Annotated in this window: 16 protein-coding genes; 6 read left to right on the forward strand and 10 right to left on the reverse strand. The window is 56.0% G+C overall.

Annotation, left to right across the window (positions count from 1 at the left end):
• Positions 1–127: 127 nt before the first annotated feature.
• The 8 genes from ACOZJV_RS11440 to ACOZJV_RS11475 all read right to left on the reverse strand — a co-directional run bounded on the left by ACOZJV_RS11440 (position 128) and on the right by ACOZJV_RS11475 (position 10331).
• Positions 128–928, reverse strand: a complete 801-nt coding sequence (locus tag ACOZJV_RS11440; protein WP_421547677.1) for an SIR2 family protein — start codon at positions 926–928, stop codon at positions 128–130.
• A 78-nt stretch (positions 929–1006) separates the two neighbouring features.
• Complete coding sequence (locus ACOZJV_RS11445) at positions 1007–2020, reverse strand: ParA family protein (RefSeq protein ID WP_421547678.1); 1014 nt, start codon at positions 2018–2020, stop codon at positions 1007–1009.
• 42 nt (positions 2021–2062) lie between these two features.
• The gene (locus ACOZJV_RS11450) at positions 2063–2968 is read right to left on the reverse strand and encodes a hypothetical protein (protein WP_421547679.1); all 906 of its coding nucleotides are present in this window, start codon (positions 2966–2968) and stop codon (positions 2063–2065) included.
• 1122 nt (positions 2969–4090) lie between these two features.
• A complete protein-coding gene (locus tag ACOZJV_RS11455; protein ID WP_421547680.1) occupies positions 4091–4858 on the reverse strand; it encodes an amino acid ABC transporter ATP-binding protein in 768 nt (255 codons plus the stop codon).
• Positions 4855–5514 (reverse strand): amino acid ABC transporter permease, encoded by a 660-nt coding sequence (locus tag ACOZJV_RS11460; RefSeq protein WP_421547681.1) that lies wholly within the window; start codon positions 5512–5514, stop codon positions 4855–4857. Before ACOZJV_RS11460 ends, ACOZJV_RS11455 begins: the two co-directional genes overlap by 4 nt.
• A gap of 9 nt (positions 5515–5523) precedes the next feature.
• Positions 5524–6171, reverse strand: a complete 648-nt coding sequence (locus ACOZJV_RS11465; protein ID WP_078469335.1) for an amino acid ABC transporter permease — start codon at positions 6169–6171, stop codon at positions 5524–5526.
• Between the two features lie 63 nt (positions 6172–6234).
• Positions 6235–7023 (reverse strand): ABC transporter substrate-binding protein, encoded by a 789-nt coding sequence (locus ACOZJV_RS11470; protein ID WP_201129011.1) that lies wholly within the window; start codon positions 7021–7023, stop codon positions 6235–6237.
• A gap of 260 nt (positions 7024–7283) precedes the next feature.
• Positions 7284–10331, reverse strand: a complete 3048-nt coding sequence (locus ACOZJV_RS11475; RefSeq protein ID WP_421547682.1) for an aminotransferase class III-fold pyridoxal phosphate-dependent enzyme — start codon at positions 10329–10331, stop codon at positions 7284–7286.
• Positions 10332–10471: 140 nt separating this feature from the next.
• On the opposite strand from ACOZJV_RS11475, the gene ACOZJV_RS11480 reads away from it, so the two are divergent.
• The 6 genes from ACOZJV_RS11480 (at position 10472) to ACOZJV_RS11505 (ending at position 16433) form a co-directional block, all read left to right on the forward strand.
• Complete coding sequence (locus tag ACOZJV_RS11480; protein WP_020299869.1) at positions 10472–10909, forward strand: Lrp/AsnC family transcriptional regulator; 438 nt, start codon at positions 10472–10474, stop codon at positions 10907–10909.
• A gap of 210 nt (positions 10910–11119) precedes the next feature.
• Entirely contained in the window at positions 11120–11620 is a 501-nt protein-coding gene (locus ACOZJV_RS11485) for a sigma-70 family RNA polymerase sigma factor (RefSeq protein WP_078469332.1), read from the forward strand.
• A complete protein-coding gene (locus ACOZJV_RS11490) occupies positions 11620–12567 on the forward strand; it encodes a FecR domain-containing protein (protein ID WP_421547683.1) in 948 nt (315 codons plus the stop codon). Before ACOZJV_RS11485 ends, ACOZJV_RS11490 begins: the two co-directional genes overlap by 1 nt.
• Positions 12568–12679: 112 nt before the next feature.
• Entirely contained in the window at positions 12680–15091 is a 2412-nt protein-coding gene (locus tag ACOZJV_RS11495) for a TonB-dependent siderophore receptor (protein WP_421547684.1), read from the forward strand.
• A 734-nt stretch (positions 15092–15825) separates the two neighbouring features.
• Positions 15826–16140 carry a hypothetical protein gene (locus tag ACOZJV_RS11500; protein WP_421547685.1) on the forward strand — a complete coding sequence of 105 codons (315 nt, stop codon included), beginning with the start codon at positions 15826–15828 and terminating at the stop codon, positions 16138–16140.
• Positions 16140–16433 carry a helix-turn-helix domain-containing protein gene (locus tag ACOZJV_RS11505; protein ID WP_421547686.1) on the forward strand — a complete coding sequence of 98 codons (294 nt, stop codon included), beginning with the start codon at positions 16140–16142 and terminating at the stop codon, positions 16431–16433. The genes ACOZJV_RS11500 and ACOZJV_RS11505 overlap by 1 nt, the downstream gene beginning before the upstream one ends.
• A gap of 350 nt (positions 16434–16783) precedes the next feature.
• On the opposite strand, the gene ACOZJV_RS11510 is transcribed toward ACOZJV_RS11505, so the two are convergent.
• Positions 16784–18601 carry a glycosyl hydrolase family 28 protein gene (locus ACOZJV_RS11510; RefSeq protein WP_421547687.1) on the reverse strand — a complete coding sequence of 606 codons (1818 nt, stop codon included), beginning with the start codon at positions 18599–18601 and terminating at the stop codon, positions 16784–16786.
• 54 nt (positions 18602–18655) lie between these two features.
• Positions 18656–19024 (reverse strand): 5-carboxymethyl-2-hydroxymuconate Delta-isomerase, encoded by a 369-nt coding sequence (locus ACOZJV_RS11515; protein ID WP_421547688.1) that lies wholly within the window; start codon positions 19022–19024, stop codon positions 18656–18658.
• Positions 19025–19031: the final 7 nt, after the last annotated feature.

Genomic DNA, 19031 nt, shown 5'->3' on the forward strand with positions numbered 1-19031 from the left:
AAATTGCCGATTTAATCGGATTTAAGCATCATGTTTTTTAGCGAGCATGAGTATGTTTTTCGTCATACTGCCTTCGGAGAAAGGCAGCAATGAGCGATAGCTGGTGCAGCGAGTTTGTTTGCGTTAACTACCATGCTTGATTTTTACTTAATTCAATTCTTTCTAGCTCTACTAGTTCCTTCAGTGATTCTAGTTCTTTTGAAAGATTAGAATGGTCTTTGGTAGCTGCATATTCTATAAAGTTTATTTTTAGAGAATCGCTCAATACGGATTGAACCTCAGGGCCGAAATTTTTCGAAGCAGTTACGAAGTAATGGCTCTGCCCAAAAGGATGCCTGTATCTGTAGTTTTCTAATAGAGACCTAATGTCAGGATCGCTAACTCCACAGCCAATGAAAATAAATGTATGAGTGCGGAGAAGTGCGTCTAATAATTCATAGAACTGGCTATTGGAATTTCTAGCTTTTGCGTAGTCGGTTCTTGTGAAAATCAATTTATTAGGTGACGAAATTGTTCCGTGACTTTTTATCAGGACTCGTTCATGTCTGCGCAGGCAGTCCGCGATATCATCATCGTGATAGATTTTTGTGGTTAGCGCGCCAGCTCCACGCTCTCCTGCTGCAGTCTCATAGATGCTATCAAAGTTTGGTGTGATTGCAATTCGCAAGTCAAGATTGAAAAGCGTTTTATGTATTGGGGCTGCTTTGAAGTCCGGAGTATGGAAGCGAGCTTTCACTAGGTTTGTGAATTTTTCCTGTTTGATTTCGTTCCGAATTACTTCGGCCGCAGTTAAAAAGTCTCCTGCTTTAATAAGTGCATGTATTTCCTTTACGATCTTTCTCCTTGGGGGAACTATTTGGTTCGCTGCCTCAGTCAAAAAATCTGACCAGCTGGGAGGTCTGACGCCTTCATTTCCAGAAGAATTCATAGAGACTCCTGCGCCAAAAAAAAGGACGCAGCGCCTGCAAGCAATTGAGTGAATTAACTCCTTTGGCCAAATTGACATTCAGTTTATCTCGTTAATGTTCGCGCTGAGGCTTGCAGCGATATCTGAAATAACCTTTTCAAACTGTTTTACTTTATCGAAGTGTGCGCCTACCACCCCATCTGCGGATTTCAGCATGAATATAGGCTTGGTTGATGTTTGAGCCATGGGTACCAAGCTGCTGAAGTAAGGTATTTCACCAAGTTTGTATTCTAGAATTTTCCCATGGTTTATCTTCTCTATTAGGCTTTTTTTAATGGCCGGCCCAATGCGTTTAATTATTTTTTCATAAGCGTCAACTGGTTGTTTTTTTCCAGCAACAGTTTTAGCTGTATATTGCTGAGTGACATAGCCGAGGAACTTGATGCCTTGAGGATTGCGTTGGTGTAGTCCATCAAAAAGAAAATCTTCGTTGTTGTCCTCTTTGTAACTCGTAAGGCCGCGTTCTAAGCCTTTAGTCCAGCTGGTGATCGCAACTTCAATGTTCTGAAGTCCACGCAAACTGAAAATGTCGGATGACATAGGTAGAATGAAATAATCGCATGACAAGAGAACAGTGCGATTTATTGCGCCGAGAGAAGGGCCAATATCAAAGAAGACATAATCGTATTTCTTTTTGGATGCCCATTCGAGTAGTGCCCTAAAAAGGAAGGTGGTTTTTAAGCCTCGCTCTTGTCCGCTAGTGGCATCGACCCAATCTTTTGCCAAAAAGTCCTCGGCCAGAGAGAAACGAGGATCACCGGGTACAACATCTACGCCGAATGATTCGCTTTTTTTAATCGGAATATCGGAGTACCCCTTTGATTTCTTTAAAGAGGTGACTAGCTGATTTATAGTTTCCCCATCTTTAGATAATGAGTATAAATCATCAAGTACTTTTTCTTTAAACATGTATGCGGTGGCGTTGCATTGCGGGTCGGCATCAACAACAAGCACCTTTTTGTTTCCCCGTAAAGCATAGTGCGCCGCTAAGTTGCACAGGAGAGTGGTTTTTCCTACGCCACCTTTATTATTGAAAACACAGAAAGCTTTCATTTCACATCCTTTAATGAAGAGATCGATTACGTTTGGTCATGTTTATGTTCGTAAAAGTTGACGGATTTTTCCTATCCATCTTTTGTCATGAATTACTCTTGAATGTTCGTGCTCGCCATTTATAATTTCTTCTTTCGATAGGCCTGAAAGCTCCTCCCAATTGTCGCCAAAAATATATGTGGCATTATTGAGATGTATACTTTCTAAGAAATGAAGATTTTTAGATGTGAATCCATAAACAAAATATCCTGAATAGCCACCGCGACCTGTTGCTAAAAAATCGGGTTCGTATTTAGAGATCTCTCGCATTCTATGCTCAATCACCCCTTTTTCAGATTGGCTGAGCTTTGATAGAAATGGAGTTACAAACTCTGACGCTTTATTCCAAGGGTACTTGCCTGGAGGTAGTACTTCCCATTGAAGCTGACGAGTAGGTATGTTCGAGATTCTATGTTTTGACAAGTCAAATATTTCAAGCTCGCCAAAGTACTCAAGTAGTAAGTTGGCTAAATGTATGACTGGGACTGGATCACCCGAAATATCTATTAAGCGAGTGGAGATGTAAGGTACGCCATCGATGTCTTTGAGTGATAGTTTTTCAGAGGGGGGAGAGATAAAATCTATAGGGTAGACATCCATAGTTCGATGCTGGATGCCATCATGTTCCCGTCCGTGCCAATCCTTCCAAGTACGATACTGAGGTATCGTCTTTTTTATCAATGGGAGATCTTTTCGTTTGATCTCTTTACCGCTGACATTAAAGCTTGAAACTTTCCCAACGTCTGATGCGAGTATTGAATCTCCGTCGTGATGGAGGAAATGAATACCAGTTTCTTTTTGTCGATCTAACGTTATAGAGTCCCGACGAACTACAAACATCACGTTTTTCGCACCTTTTGCCTCAGCTATAAGGCGCGTAACACTATTGATTGACTGTCCTTTGATCATTGCTACCTCCTAGAGTGATGTTGCTCAATATGAAGGTAGCATCTTGACATCACGCTTGGAACCCCGCGCAAAGTGGAGTGTCAGCAAGCCGACCTGAAATAGGGCGTTTCCAGGCAAAATTCTATTTAGGGGCCGTTCTTGGCCGGTCATCGTCTCAAAACTCAAGCGAATCTCTAACTGAAACACTTCGATAAGAAAAAACCACATCAAAAAAGCACTTATCCCCCTCCCGCCGACGGGCTTTGCGTCCCTTTTTTTTGCAAAGCCATGTGGTGGTGCAAACCATGCGCCAGCCTAGGCCCGCTGCGGGGTCTGGACGGCACGTAGCGATTGCACTGGGTGCAAGGTTATGCAGAGAAATGTCACGCGCTTACACGGCACGCTGTAGCACCGCAGGTAACACGGCAACTATGAAAGCCCAGGCCGGCTTGGGTGAAAACTTAGAAAACACAGGAGAACCCCTGTTTTCAAATTCGGAACTGCTCTTGGAACAGCTCACCTGGCCACATGCGCTCAAGTGAAGCCGGAACGCCGAAAGCTAGGTGGGCTGTGGCTTTCGGCCAGACGCTTAGGTCATCGGAGATTGCACAGCACTTCAGCCACTGGCAATGGTTGCACATTGGCGAAGAACGTCCACAAAACGTCCACACCTGGCGAATAAGTCCGCCTTCTATTTCCCTAATATCCCCATGAAATAAGCAGCTCCAAAAGACTCCCTGTGTTTATTGGACAATCTGTTGGACTTGTAATCAGTAGGTCCCGGGTTCGACTCCTGGTGCCGGCACCATATAGAACAACGAAAAAGGCTCACCGAAAGGTGGGCCTTTTTTGTTTTTCATCCCTGAAAGTCAAAACTTTCCCTGTTCGCTCCCCGTTTCTCGATTGGATGTCGCGGGTGGAGTGCGTGTCTGGTGCCTGCATGGTGGAGTTGCTGACGGTTCTTCTGGCTCTGGCCATGCGACTTGGGCGGGCGCCGGGCGGCGCTGGAAGGCTGGGAGTTCTGGCCCGGATTTCGGCGGTGGCCGATTCCGAGGTTTTCACAGTAACCGCGTGGCTGGCCTGCCCGCAGCTTCTGCTTCAATTGCCCGATCGATACGCCACACCCCTTGTATCCGGCGCGACTTATCTATCGTGCAGATGCTTTTTCAAGAACGACCGGGTTCGTTCGTGAACAGGGTTTTTCAGGATCTCTCCCGGCGCGCCCTCCTCCACCACTACGCCACCGTCCATAAAGATGATCCGGTCTGCCACTTCGCCCGCAAAGCGCATTTCATGGGTGACGATCAACATGGTCATGTGCTCTGCAGCAAGTTGCTTCATGACCAAGTTGACCTCTTCGACAAGCTCGGGATCCAGCGCCGATGTGGCCTCATCGAACAGCATGACTTTGGGTTGCATCGCCAGTGCCCGTGCAATGGCAACGCGCTGCTTCTGCCCACCCGATAGCCGAGAGGGGTACTCATCGAACTTGTTGGCCAGTCCAACTTTTGACAAGTACTCCATCGCCAACTCACGCGATGCTTTTTTACTAAACCCTTTGAGCTTTATCGGACCCAGGGCAATGTTTTCATACACGGTCAGATGCGGGAACAGATTGAAGTGTTGAAACACCATGCCCATTTGCTGGCGCACTGCATTGATATGCAGTTCAAACGCGCGGCCTTTCAAGGGGCGATTGACCTGTTCACCCTCTAGCCAAATCTCACCGTCGTTCAGCACTTCAAGTTGATTGATTGAACGTAACAACGTGCTTTTGCCCGAGCCACTGGGGCCGATAATGGCGATGATTTGTCCGCGAGAGACGGAAAGATCGATGCCTTTGAGAACTTCAATGGCGCCATAGGATTTGCGAGCGCCTTTAACCTCAATCATGGACTTTTCTGTGATCATCGTGACATCTCTACCTTATTTTCGAGAAGGTGCAGACCGGCTTCCAGAACAAGATTGACCGCATAATAAATAACCCCAACGGTCAGATAAAACTCAAAGGGGCTGTATGTCTCGCTGACTGCACGCTGAGCGCTATAGACCAACTCTGCAATACCGATGATGGACACCAGGGAGGTGTCCTTTAACAGCACGATCAGGTTGTTTCCAAGGGGCGCAATGGTGCTGCGAAGTGCTTGCGGCACAATCACGTAACGCTGGGCCTGACCGCGGCTGAGACCAATGGATCTGGCGCCTTCAATCTGGCCAGGGTCCACGGACATTACCCCGGCACGAATCACGTCGGCATTGTAGACAGCGAAGTGCAGGCTCAGGCCTATGATGCCTGCCACCAAGGCCGGGATATCGATCCCCACTTGCACCAGGCCGTAATAAATCACGTACAGCTGTAGAAGGAGCGGCGTGCCCATCAGCAGCCAGGTGATAAAGCGCACCGGAAGAGCAGCGACCCTGGGCGCATAAAGAACGATAAGTGCAAACACCACTCCCAACATCAGGCTTAACACGCTGGAGCTTAGAAACAATACAACGGTCCACCACAAGCCTGTCGCCAGCAGTTCAGAGTAGGGTGCAACTATGCTTAGATCGAGGCTTTGCATTGAAGAGTCTCACCTTGCCGCGAAGCGATTATCGAGGTAGTCAACAATCAATCTGACCGTGTAGACCATCGCAATATAAAGAACTGCCGACACCGCAAAAATTTCAAAAGGTTTGTAGGTTGAGCTGATAAAGCGCTGCGCGGTATAGGAGAGTTCAACCACGGATATGGTTGACACTAATGCGGAGCCTTTTATAAGCGCGACCGCATTTACGCCCAGCGGCCTTATCATCAACTTTGCCGTTTGAGGCAAGGTGACCAGCCATAAGGTCTGGCCTTTGCCGAAGCCGATCGAACGCGCAGCTTCTACCTGACCCGGATCGACGTTGACGATGGCACCTCGAATCGATTCCGCCATGTACGCCGCGATGTTCAGGCCCAGGCCGATCACCCCCGCCGAAAACGGCTCCAATTCGAGTCCGATCTGGGGTCCGCCAAAGTAGATGATGAACAGCTGAACCAGGCAGGGCGTCCCGCGAAAGATGCTTATGTAGACTCTTGCCAGGCATCGAGCTATGAAAACGCCGGACAACCTCATGGCCACCAGCACGATTGCGATCAGGAACCCCAATAGAAGTGCAAGTACGGAGATTTGCACCGTAGTCCAGGCCGCTTCCAGAAAGAATGGGAGTGTGCGCTGTATGAGTGTCAGATCCATGGGAACGCTCGGAAAAGTCAGGTTGACTGACCCGCGAATAAGCCGGGCCAGACTGAAGATGAATCAGCGGATATCTTTGCCAATCCACTTCATCGAGATCTTTTCGTAGCTGCCATCGGCGAGCATGTCGTCAAGCGCCTTCTGTACTGTCGCCTTGAGCTCGGGGTTATTTTTGCGTAGCGCAATGCCCATGCCTTCAATGCCGCCATCGCTTTCCGGAGGCGTGATGATGCGCACTTTCTGCCCTGTTTCCTTGACCGCGACCAGCACTGGAACGCTGTCCATCACCAGCGCGTTGATACGCCCGGCTTCCAGGTCGACCAGCATTTCCGGAAGGCCTTTATAGGTTCTCACCTTCAGGTTGCCGCGCGCCCTGGCCCATTTGTCGTGAGCGTCCCCCAGCGTGACGCCAACAGTTACATCTTTCAGATCATCCAGGCTTTGGATCGCCGAATCCTCCTTCACCACGATCGTGCGGCCGGCGTGGTAGTAGGGCCCCGCGAAATCCACTGCCCTCAGGCGCTCCGGGGTGATGGTCATGGAGGCGATGATGGCGTCATATTTTTTTGCCAGGAGGCCGGCAATTATTCCGTCGAACGGGGTGGTGATGATCGTCACTTTCACGCCCATCCGCTCAGCCAGGGCCTCACTGATGGAGGCGTCGAATCCGACAATCTGGTTCTGCTCGTTGGCAAAGCTGAAGGGGGAATATTGACCGCTCATTGCAATGCGAATCTCTTTGGATTCCTGGATCGACTTCAAGTCGTCCGCGTGAGCAGCGGTGAAGGAAAGTAGCGCTGCGGCCGCCACGGTGGATGCGACAATCAGACCCTTGAGCGTTCTGGTTAGCATTGGATGGCACCTCTGAAGAATTATTATTTATTTTTTTGGGGCTCTTCACCCAGCCTTCAGGAAAAGCTTTGCATAGGCAATTGTGGAAAGCACCAGGCAAGGTGTCAGCCTGCCGGACACATTGCCGGAGTTGGCCGACACTATGCCGGCCAGGCACGGCGCTTGTCCTGCGTGCTGCGCCAAAGCGCGGACAGTGTGCGACAAAACCCAGCAGGCCATTCCGCCTCCGCCTCTTGCCACACGCCCACCGGGTCCACGACTTACTGGAGCGCGGCCTTGAAGCTTTCGTCCAGGACCTCAAGCAAAAAGTCCGCATTTTTCTGACTGAAAATCATCGATGGGCGCATTTTCAGCACATTGTCATGGGGGCCTTCAGTGCCGATCAAAATGCCTCGCTCCCGGGCACCATCGGCGACTTTCCTGGCCAGTTGCGTGGCTGGAAATTTGCTTTTGCGATCCGTGACAAGCTCAATCCCCAGGAACAGGCCCAGGCCGCGTACGTCGCCAATGGCGTCGTATCGCTGTTGCAGTTTGCGAAAGCCATCAAGCAAATAATTGCCAACTGTCAGGGCGTTGAGTTTCAAGTTATCGCGCTCAATCACATCGAGCACGCTGAGTCCTACGGCACATGAAACCGGGCTGCCGGCAAAGGTATTGAAGTACTCCATGCCGTTGTTGAAGCTGTCTGCAATCTCGCGTGTGGTGACCACCGCCGACATGGGGTGCCCATTGCCAATGGGTTTGCCCATGGACACTGCATCGGGCACGACGCCCTGGGTTTCAAAGGCCCACCAGTGGCTGCCCACTCGACCAAAGCCAACCTGGACTTCGTCAGCCAGGCAAAGACCGCCTTCTGCACGAACCATTGCATAGACTTCTTTCAAGTAGTTTTCCGGGAAGAACAGTTGCCCGGCGACACTGGGAATGGACTCTGCCAGAAAGAACGCCGGGGACCTGCCCTGCTTGCGCATGGTCTCGATCTGCTGCGCCACACTTTCAGCGAAACGCTTGCCAAGCTCCTCGAACGGCCAGTGTTCGACGCCACGGTAGGTGTCCGGGACGGTCGCCTCAAACACATGTTCTGCACGGCCTTTACCGGCTTTGCGTTTGTATTTGTAGGGGCTGAGATCAATCAGCTCCTGTGTGGTGCCGTGGTAAGCCCAGTCCAGCACGATGGCGTCGTTGCGGCCCGTGTGATTGCGCGCCATGCGCAGCATGAGGCTGTTTGCTTCACTGCCGGAACACCCGAAGGAGGCAACTGCCAAGCCTTCAGGCAGGGTCGCGGTGAGCCGTTCGGCGTACTCCACAATGGTGTCGTGGAGGTAACGCGTGTTGGTATTCAGTTGTGCAGCCTGACGCGAAAGTGCCTGCACCACATCGGGATGAGAGTGGCCGAGATGGCAGACATTGTTGAAGCAATCCAGATACGCCCGGCCAAAGTTGTCGATCAACCAGACCCCATCACCGCGCACGAACTTGATCGGGTCCGAATAGGAAATCGACAAGTTGGGAAGCAACAATTCCTTACGCTTCGCCACAATCTCGGCCTTGGTCCGTCCCTCCTGGCTGTAGGTTTCCGGAGGAATCCCGGCCAGAACCGATGCATCGGGAAAAACGTCGGCCCATACATCAAGGTAAGCCCGCTCGCCTACGCCAATGAACTCGCTCGCCTTGAGCTGGGTGTCGGTGGACATCTGGAAATGCACATGGGGGATCCAGCCGCCATTCTCCGTATCCGCCCCCATGTATCCAACCAGCGCGCCGGCCTCAAGACAGTCCCCGGGCTTCAGCCGCGCCATGGCTTCGTGCGCCATGTGCCCCCACAAGGTCAGGAACGGCGGACAGCCTTCAGGCGCGTGTTCGAGCATGATCAAACCGCCGTAGCCAAGCGGCTCAAGCTCGACCTCGACGCTTTGCACCACGCCGGCGACGGGGGTATACAGAGGCGTTCCAGCCGGCATGATCAAGTCGACACCTACGTGAATGATCCGCCGCTGCCCTTCGATAAATCGCGATTCAAACGCCGTGTCGGTGTAGATGGTCCGCTCTTCGCCCCATGGCCCGATACCCAGCGGCACCTTGTGCTCGGCAGAGAAATCATTCCACCACTGGGTGGCCTCCGCTGGGCGCTGCTCGGCTGAAGCGATGGTCATCACGTGGGAGGCATCTGCGAACGGAACAATCACCTTGTTCAGGGTCGCCGCCGATGGGCGCACGATATCCGCGAATGACTGCCTGTTTTCGGCCACCCAGCGGCGAACCGCCCCAGCACCTTCGATCGCGTCAAACCCGCAGGCCTTGCGCAGGATCGCCGTCGCCAGTCGCGGGTTCATGCGGTCCATTTTTTCCAGCAGGCGCCAGGCCGGCGCTTCGCTGATGGCAAGGTAGGGATTGTCTTGGGTCCGGTCGTAGCGTGAGGCCGACAAGGTGACGCTTGTGACCAGGCGCATGGCAATGAGAGTGAAGAGGACGTCCAGCTCCTGCGCCTGAAGCGGGTACGTCTCATGGAAGCCGGCAGTGAGCGCGGCGGCCGCGCCGATCGGATCTTCCATGTCGAGAATGGAATAGGCGCAGGTGATGGCTACTTCGGCAATCAGCACCGTATGGACCGCATCGCCAAAATCGATGATGCCGGAGACTGTCTGATGGTCCTGGGGATCGACGAGGACATTCCAGTCATTGCCATCGTTGTGAATGACCTGGGTGCGCAATCGCGAAAGCCTGGGTTGAACGGTGTTTTCGAACCGGTCAATGAAGCGTTCCAGAATCGCCCTTCTGCCAGGGTCTTCCACGAAATGCAGGCGTGATCTGGACCGTGCGGCGTGACGCAAGTCCCAGTCGAGATCACGTATCGCGCCCGGGTGCATGAAACCCTGAAGGGCCCGATCCATATCACCGAACGATCGACCCAGGCTGCGCATCAGCTCGAACGTGCGCGTGACCTCGGCCAGCGGTGTTCCGTGCAACCAACTGACCAGGCGCACCGCATGGGTTTCGCCAGAGGGTGCCACTGCCGAGGCCAGGAAATCCCCTGTGAGGCTTTTCTTGAGCAAGGGCACCGCAAGCTCGGGGCTGTTACTGGCGAGATGACTGAGAATGGCCGTCTGCAGTTCGCTTTCAACCCGTGGCTCGGTCGAATTGACGACTTTCAGAATCCACCCCGCATCGCTGCCTGTCTTCAGCCGATAGTTGCGGTCTCGCTCACCGTCCAGAGGCGATGCCGTAGCAGTAACGTTGTAAAGCTGTTCAGCCAGCGCTTCGGCATCCCTCATCGAGAACTGAGGGGCGGGGTGGGAAAGGTTCGTCATAGTAATTGTTTTCCAAGCCATTTTTTTCAGATAGCTTGGCATGCGAAATAGGGGAGGACAGTAAGTATGCGGTCGGCTTTGGCCTGCATATTGTCGGAATCGACCGGCACAAATTCGGTAGCACAACGGGGGGAGTTCTCATGCGCGACCTGGACACGAAAGATCGCGAAATACTCGAAATTCTGTCCAAAGAGGCGCGCATTGCGCTGAAGGCTCTGGCAGCCAGAATCGGGCTTTCAAGAAGCGCTACCAGCGAGCGGGTGATCAACCTTGAACGCAATGGCGTGATCAGAGGCTACCGAGCGGATATCGGCGAAATCGATGCCAATGTGATTCGCGCCATCCTCCTTGTGAGCCTCAAACGCACCCCTGCCATGGGCCTGCTGGACCTGCTGGCGCAGAACTCCCAGGTGCGGCGCATTTCTTCGGTCAGTGGCCAGCTCGACCTGGTGATTGAGGTCGAATCACGCACCATCGATGACCTGAATCGAGTCAGGGATGCCGTAGCCAGTCACGAGTCCGTTGAGGACATCACCACCGCGGTCGTTCTGCGGCGCGATATTGATCGACAGTCCTGACTCACGGCAAAAGCCGCAACCGCGCTTTTTCGAACGCCACCGCAGCCCGCCAACACCGCCTTCACATGATGAGCGCCGGGCACGTCGCCGCCACGTGCCCTGAGCTGGCGTTGGTCCACCCATCGTCGGCTGCCCGAACGCCCCCTTGCATAAATACCCTCCCATCACGACAATGCGAGCGATTACCATTTACGCACTGGTGAAACCCTCATGTCGGCGCTTGATCATTCAGCTCTTCATCGGCTGTACAGCGAACACAACAGTTGGCTGAAAAGCTGGCTGCGCGTACGGCTGGGCAATGCTGCCGATGCTTCGGACCTGGCGCAGGACACCTTCCTGCGGGTGATGACGGCCCGCAACGACGCGCCGATCCGCGAGCCGCGCAGTTACCTCAGCGCCATTGCCCGTTCGCTGCTGATCGACAAGTCCCGTCGCCGCACCATTGAGCAGGCGTATCTGTACGCACTGGCCCAGAGGCCGGAGCCGGTTGACGTGTCGCCGGAGGTTCGCCTGTCGATCATCGAGATGCTGGTGGCGGTTGATAGCCTGCTCGATGAACTGGGCACCCGTACCCGGGAGATTTTCCTCGCGGTGCAGCTTGAGGGGCTGACCTACATTGCCGCCGCTGAGCGTTTTGGGGTGTCGGTGACCACGGTCAAAAATCACCTGATACGTGCCATGACCCGCTGCCTGCTGCTGGTCGAAAACTGATGCCTGCTGCCCCGGACCTCAAGACCCTTGAAGCCGCCGCCACCTGGTATGTGCAGCTCAATGACGGCACGGTCAACGAGGCACGAACCCGGGCCTGGCAGCTCTGGTTGCAATCCAGCCCGCAGCACGCGGCGGCTTGGGCGCGCGTCGAAACACTGCAACAGCAATGGTCGATGATGCCCAGACAGGCAGCACTCTCCAGCCTTGGTGCGGCCGGGGCGCAACGCCGGGACGTGTTGAAAATGCTCGGCATGTTGCTGGCCGTCGGCGGGTGCAGCTGGCTGGCAGTCGAACAGGTGCCGTATCGCTCGATGCTCGCTCAGCAACGCACCGGCCTGGGTGAGCGTCGTTCGCTGCGCCTGGACGATGGCTCGCAGCTGGAGCTGAACGCCGACACTGCAATCGATATCCGCTTCGACCCAGAGCAGCGGTTGATCCAGCTGCACCGTGGCGAAATCCTGGTGCAGACCGCCAAGGACCCCGCCCAACGGCCCTTTATCGTGCAGACCGCTGAAGGTCGCATCCGCGCACTTGGCACCCAGTTCAGCGTGCGCCAACTGGACGAGCAGACGCGAGTCGGCGTATTGCAGGCGGCGGTGGAAGTGGGGCCGCGTCAGCATGTCGAGCGCGCTCTGCGCCTGGAGGCTGGGCAGCAGGTCACGTTCGATCGTGATCACGTCCAGGCGCCTGACCTTTTACCCCCGGCCTCCACCGCCTGGGTCCAGGGCATGCTGAGCGTGAACGACTGGCGCCTGGGGGATTTTATCCAGGAGCTGAGCCGCTATCGCCCGGGCGTATTGCGCTGCGCGGCATCGGTTCAGGGCCTGCGCATTTCCGGAGCCTTCCGCATCGACGACACCGATACCGTGCTGCAAAACCTGAGCAAGACCCTGCCGGTAAAAGTGCGCTACCTGACCCGTTACTGGGCCAGTATCGAGCCGCCCTGAGAGCCATTTGAAAATATCCGGCGGGCGACCTTGCTGATTTCGATTCTCATCCGTCCATGACACAAGCCGCGATTACAGCGCCTTTCTGCCATGACAACGGAAGGATCATTTAATGTCCCAGTTTCCCCTCTACGCCCGGACCTCGCTGCCTCGCGCAGTGCGCCTGGCCCTCTTTGGCCTGAGCTTCGCGAGCCTGTCCGGACTGGCGCTGACGCCTGTTCCCGCCCTGGCCCAGAGCCAGGCCGCGTACCAGATCGCCGCCGGCCCGCTGGGTGAGGCCCTGACTCAATTTGGCGTGCAGGCAGGGGTGACCATTTCCTTCGACACCGAACAGGCCCGCCACCTCAACACCGCCGGCCTCAAAGGCTCGTACAGCGTCGACGACGGTCTGCAGCGCCTGCTTGCCAACAGCGGATTGCAGGCCCAACGGCAGAGCAACGGCGGCTATGTGCTGGTCGCGATCAAGACCGAGGGCGCTCTGGAGCTGGGCTCCACCGAGGTTATCGCCAACCAGTTGGGCACCGTGACCGAAGGCACCGGGTCCTACACCCCGGGCACCATCGCCACCGCCACGCGCCTGGTGTTGACCCCACGGGAAACCCCGCAATCGATTTCGGTGGTGACCCGCCAGGTCATGGATGATTTCGGGCTCAATGCCATTGATGACGTGATGCGCCACACCCCGGGCATCACCGTCTCGACCTACGACTCCGAGCGCACCAACTACTATTCCCGCGGTTTCTCCATCGTCAACTTTCAGTACGATGGCATTCCAACCCTGCGTGACACCCAGTACTCGGCGGGCCAGACCCTCACCGACATGGCCATTTATGACCGCGTCGAAGTGCTCAAGGGCGCCACCGGCTTGCTCACCGGCGCGGGTGGCGCCGGCGGCACCATCAACCTGATTCGCAAGAAGCCGACCGCCGAGTTCCAGGGCAACATCGAACTCGGTGCCGGCACCTGGGACAACTACCGCACCCAGATCGACGTCAGCGGTCCCTTGACCGAAACCGGTAACGTACGCGGCCGGGCAGTGGCGGCCTACCAGGACAAGAAATCCTTCCTCGACCACTACTCACGCAAGACCGGCGTGTACTACGGCATCCTCGAAGTCGACCTGGACGAAGACACCCTGCTGACCCTGGGCGCCGACTATCAGGACAGCGATCCGAAAGGCTCCAGCTGGACCGGCTCCCGCACCGTCTACGATGCCGTTGGCAATCGCCTGGACCTGCCGCGCTCATTCAACAACGGCCCGAAATGGAGCTCATGGGCCCAATACAGCCGCACCGCCTTCGCCACCCTCGAACACAGCTTTGCCAACGGCTGGGTGACCAAGGGCCAGTACAACCATCAGATCAACGGCTACGACTCGCCTCTGGGCTACATTTCCCAGGACAGCGCCACCGAAAGTTCGATCTGGGCGCAGAAGTACACCGGCGAAACCACCGCCGACAGCCTGGATGTCTATGCCTCGGGGCCCTTCGAATTGCTCGGCCGCGAGCACCAGTTGGTGGTAGGCCAGTCGCTGTCCATTTCCAAGTGGAAGGGCAAGGACTACGGCAGGCCGACCTTCATCGACAACGCCTACGACTTCTACCAATGGCACGGCGAAGCCATCGAACCCCTGTGGAACCAGCCGACCAAGATCAATGACCTGACCACACGCCAGACCGGCTCATACATCACCGGGCGCTTCAGCCTGATGGATGAGCTGCACCTGTTGCTCGGCGCGCGGATCGCCAACTACCAGGTCACCGGCACACGTGACAGCCAGGAAAGCGGCAAGGTGATCCCCTATGCCGGCCTGGTGTACGACCTCAACGACAACTTCTCCACCTATGCCAGCTACACCGAGATCTTCCAGCCCCATACCGAATACGAGGACCGTAACGGCAAGATGCTGGAGCCCAACGAAGGCAAGAACTATGAGTTTGGCCTCAAGGGCGAGTTCTTCGACGGCCGCCTGAATACCAGCCTCGCCTATTTCGAAGTGCATGAAAAAAATCGACCGCTGGCCGACACGCTGTTCAACTCGATTCCGGGCAACGACCGCGCCTATGTGGGCACCGAGACCAAGACCAAAGGCTATGAAGCGGAAATCTCCGGCGAACTCAACCCCGGTTGGCAGTTGCAGGCGGGCTACACCCACAAGATCGCCCGCGACGCCGAGAACGAAAAGGTCTCGACCTGGGAGCCGGAAGACCAGGTCAGCTTCTACACCAGCTACAAGCTCAAGGGCAGCCTGGACAAACTCACCCTCGGCGGCGGCGCACGCTGGCAGAGCGCTGGCTGGCAGACGCTCTACAACAGCGGCAAGCGACGCTCCGAAGAGTTCACCCAGGACCCGTACTGGCTGGTGGACCTGATGGCCCGCTACCAGCTCACGGAAAACCTGTCGGCGACCCTCAACGTCAACAACCTGTTCGACAAGGTGTACTACACCAACATCGGCTTCTACACCTCGGCCTACTACGGCGACCCGCGCAATGTGATGGTCACTACCCGCTGGGATTTCTAAGGGCCGCGATGGGCCAGGCAGTGGGTTGAGCATTGCCTGGTTCATTACCAGTGAGGTGCGTAGGCCGTGTCGTGATTTAAATCATCACCGCCATTACTGGATTGCGCGCGCTATTCACCAGGGTGACGCCGCGCAATGTAAACCCGATGGCATCACGCCATTTTTATTTGGCTCCGTCACCCTGCATCGAGCTGAAAAGCACCTCGCCGGGGGCTTCGAAAAGCACAGCCCGTTTTCTTGACTGTGCGTGTGCGCTTCATGATTCGATGCCAAATGAACCTCACAACCCGCCACAGAAACACCCCAGTTGTTACTTCACTTTGCCCAAGGTTGCGTCCCTCCATACCCCAAGCTAGCCTCGACCTCGCGGCTCATCCTTCGTCTGCCGCTGTTCCACGCCAGCAGGAAAATCCCGACCTGCGAAGCCCTCGCTCATGCATCGACTGGCTGCATATCGCCAGGACGCAGACCGAGAATGCGGCGATAGCGAAAGGCCGAGTTCGATCAAACGACGTCAGGGAGCAGACCGTAAACCTGAGTAACAAGTTGCGTCTGATAAAGGCTGGTGGCTGGTTTTTGGGGCCGCTATGCGGCTCAGCGGTAGCACGCTTCCTCGCCACGAGGAGAGTCATAGGCCAAGTTACGGGCTTTTTGCATTTTGATCGGCAAAGTGTTGCGCAACAGAGAGTGCATCTCTAATCTTTGTATGCGCCAATGGCGGATAGATTATCAAGATGATCTTCATTGAATCTCCCATTTTTACAGAAGATCTTGGCGAGCTTCTAAACGATGAAATCTACGGCGAATTTCAAGAGTTCCTGGCCGAGTTTCCAACGGCTGGTGATGTGATCCCGGGTACCAATGGGCTAAGAAAGGTCCGCTGGACTGCTCAGGGCAAAGGCAAGAGCGGTAGGGTCAGGGTGATCTACTACCACCTCTCGGCGGCCTACCAGATCCGGCTGATTCTGATCTACCGCAAGGGCATCAAAGACGATCTCTCCCCAGCTGAAAAGAAAGTCCTGAGCGCGTTAAACAAAGGGTGGAAATAATGGAAAAGAACCTATTCAACCGCCTGGTCGAAAGCATGACCCAGATGGATGAAATTGATCGGGGTGAGCGTCCGCCATCACGTGAATTTCACGTTGACGCAGTGAAGGTCAAAATGATTCGCCAAGCCACGGGGCTTTCCCAGGCGCGCTTTGCCAAAGCGATCGACGTTGCCGTGGGCACGCTGCAGAACTGGGAGCAAGGCCGACGGGCGCCAGAAGGTCCGGCACGGGCACTGCTGCGGGCCATCCACAATGATCCGATACATGTCTTGGCGGCTCTTGAGCAACGCTAGGTCCGTTGCATCGAGGTGAAAAGCGCCTCGACAGAGGCTTCGAAAAGCACAGCCAGCTTTCCTGACTGTGCGTGTGCGCTTCATGATTCGATGCCAAACGCCCAACAAAAAAACCGCCCCCAAAAGCGAACGCTGATCAGGTAAGAACGAACACTTAACCTGTGGCGAGGGCGCTTGCTCCCGCTCGGGCGGCCGGCGTCCGCAAACCATGACAGAGCGCGGTGGCTGGGTCTGGGGCCGCTGCGCGGCCCAGCGGGAGCAAGCTCCCTCGCCACAGGTTAGTGGGTGCCCGCTCTATCGCTTAAGTGATCTTTCACAGGCGGTTTTTTTATGGGTGGGTGATTTGAGCGTTACAAGGGAGCCGGCTCCACATCCTTGAAGGTCAAGCCCGGGCTGTCGCTGATTTGCCAAGGGTTGGCGCCACCGGTCTGGGTGAAGCGCAGGGTGTCGAAGCGGGAGTCCTTGAGGCCATCGATCTTGGCTTTGGCGGTGCCGCTGAAGCGTACGCGCTCGAAGGTCAGGCCTTGGTGGTAGGCGTTGTTCTTGCCTTCGCCCTTGACTTCGATGGCGGCCAGTTTGGCGTTCTCGACGCTGACGTCGCTGACCCGAATGTCTTTGAACTGCCCGGGCACGGTGGATTTGGTGTAGTCGAGTTTGGCGTTGGGGTCGTTGTAGTCGAGGGTGAAGATAAAGGCTTGCTTGACCGTGTTGCGGATCGCCGAATCGCGGAAGACCACGTTGCGCGCGCCACCGTCCATGAAGTTGGTGCTCTTCATGCGCAGGCCGGCATCGGTGCCGTCGGAGACGTTGTCTTCAGCCAGGATGTTCTGGATCCAGGCACCGGTATGGCTGCCGGCGACCACCATGCCGTGGCCCTTGCGGAAGAAGTTGTTGAAGATCCACGCATCTTCCTGGGGCTTTTGCTTCACCGCTTCGGCCCCGGTGCCGGCGGCGAAGTTGACGCAGTCATCGCCGGTGTCGAAGAAGTTGTTGAACACCATCGCCCCCTTGCTGTTGGCGAATTCGATGCCGTCGCCGTTATTGGCGTCGTAGGTCTTGTGGGTGGTGTTGGCCATGACCACGTTTTCGGTTTCCAGGTTCATGATCCCGTGGTACGCCGGGTTGAGCACGGTGAAGCCGCCGTAGAACACATTCTTCACGTTGCGCAGGGTGATTAGCGACGAGCGCATCTGGCCGTAGGCGTCCTTGACGTTCAGGCCCCGGGCCACGGCTTGCTCGACCTGGGCCTTGGCCAGGATGCCGTCCTGCATGTAGCGGGTGTTGTCGCTGGGCAGGTAGAACGGCAGCGGCCGGCCCAGTTCGTCCTTGACGTCGGCCTGGCGCTTCCAGCCGTTGCCGTCGATGGTGCCCTTGCCGACGATACGGATGTTTTCGAAGGTCTGGTGCTGTTTCGGATCACGCGGCAAGGCATTGATCAGCGAGGCCGGGCGCACGGTGGTCGAGTACGGATACTGGATGTAACCCGCCAGCGGATAGTCTTCGGCACGCTCGGAGCCAAGCAGGGTCGCGCCCTCGGCGATTTCCAGGGTCATGTTGCTCTTGAGGTAGAGCGCGCCGCTTTTGTAGGTGCCCTTGGGCAGCAGCACTTTGCAGCCGGCCGTGCAGGCGTCGATGGCGTTCTGGATTGCCAGGGTGTCGAGGCTGCTGCCATCGCCCTTGGCGCCGTATTTTTTGACATCGAACAGGGCCGGGACTGGGCTGGTGCGCTGCACCACGGCCGGGCTGTCGGCGGACTCCTTGCCATGGCCGTCGACCGAACGCACGGTGAAACGGTACTGGGTGTCGGGCTTCAGGCCCTGGGCGGTGAAGCTGTGGATGGCGATGCGGTAGTGGAAGTTGGCCGGGTCCTGCTCGTAGAAGCGGTCGATGTAGGGCTTGGCCGGCGATACGCTGTCGTTGTTGCCATTGGCGCTGCCCAGCAGGGTGCCATTGACGTAGACCCGGTAATCCTTGATCGCGGCGTGGTCCGCGGGCTTTTCCCAGACCAGGATGATCTGCTGGTCATCAAAGGCCAGGGTCGGCACTTGCACCTTGCTCGGTGCTTGCAGGGCCCACAGCGGCAGGCTGCAGCCCAGCGTGAGGGCAGCGACGACAGCGCGTGCCAGGGGGCGTTTGGGCAGAGCGACAGCAGGGTTTTGATACGGCATGTTGTTTTCCTTGTTTTTGCCAGTCATCACACCGGGGTGGCTGAACCTGTCGGTTCAGGCCGAGCGCCCGGCTTCTTCGAGGTATTGGCTGCGGTTGACGAACGTCTCGCGCGGCATTTCCCTCACATCCATGGACAGCGCCTCGACCTCGGGCAGCAAGGCTACCAGGGCGGCCAGGGTCGCCGAGGCGAGGCTGCGTTGTTGCTCGGCGCTGCGCCCGGCGAACAGGTACAGCGCCACGTGCACGAAGTCGTCCTGGGTCGCGCCGCAGCGGTAATGGCTGAAGCCGTTGAGGCGCACCTTGATGTCCCCAGGCTTGAATACGCCGAAGGCATCGAGGGCGTCATGCACGGCGGCCAGCAGCGTCTGCTCGCCGACGCGCTGGGCCAGGGCAACCGGGCAGTCGATGATGCAATGGGGCATGGCGGAT

The organism is Pseudomonas sp. QD4 (assembly GCF_049199125.1).
Taxonomy (GTDB): domain Bacteria; phylum Pseudomonadota; class Gammaproteobacteria; order Pseudomonadales; family Pseudomonadaceae; genus Aquipseudomonas.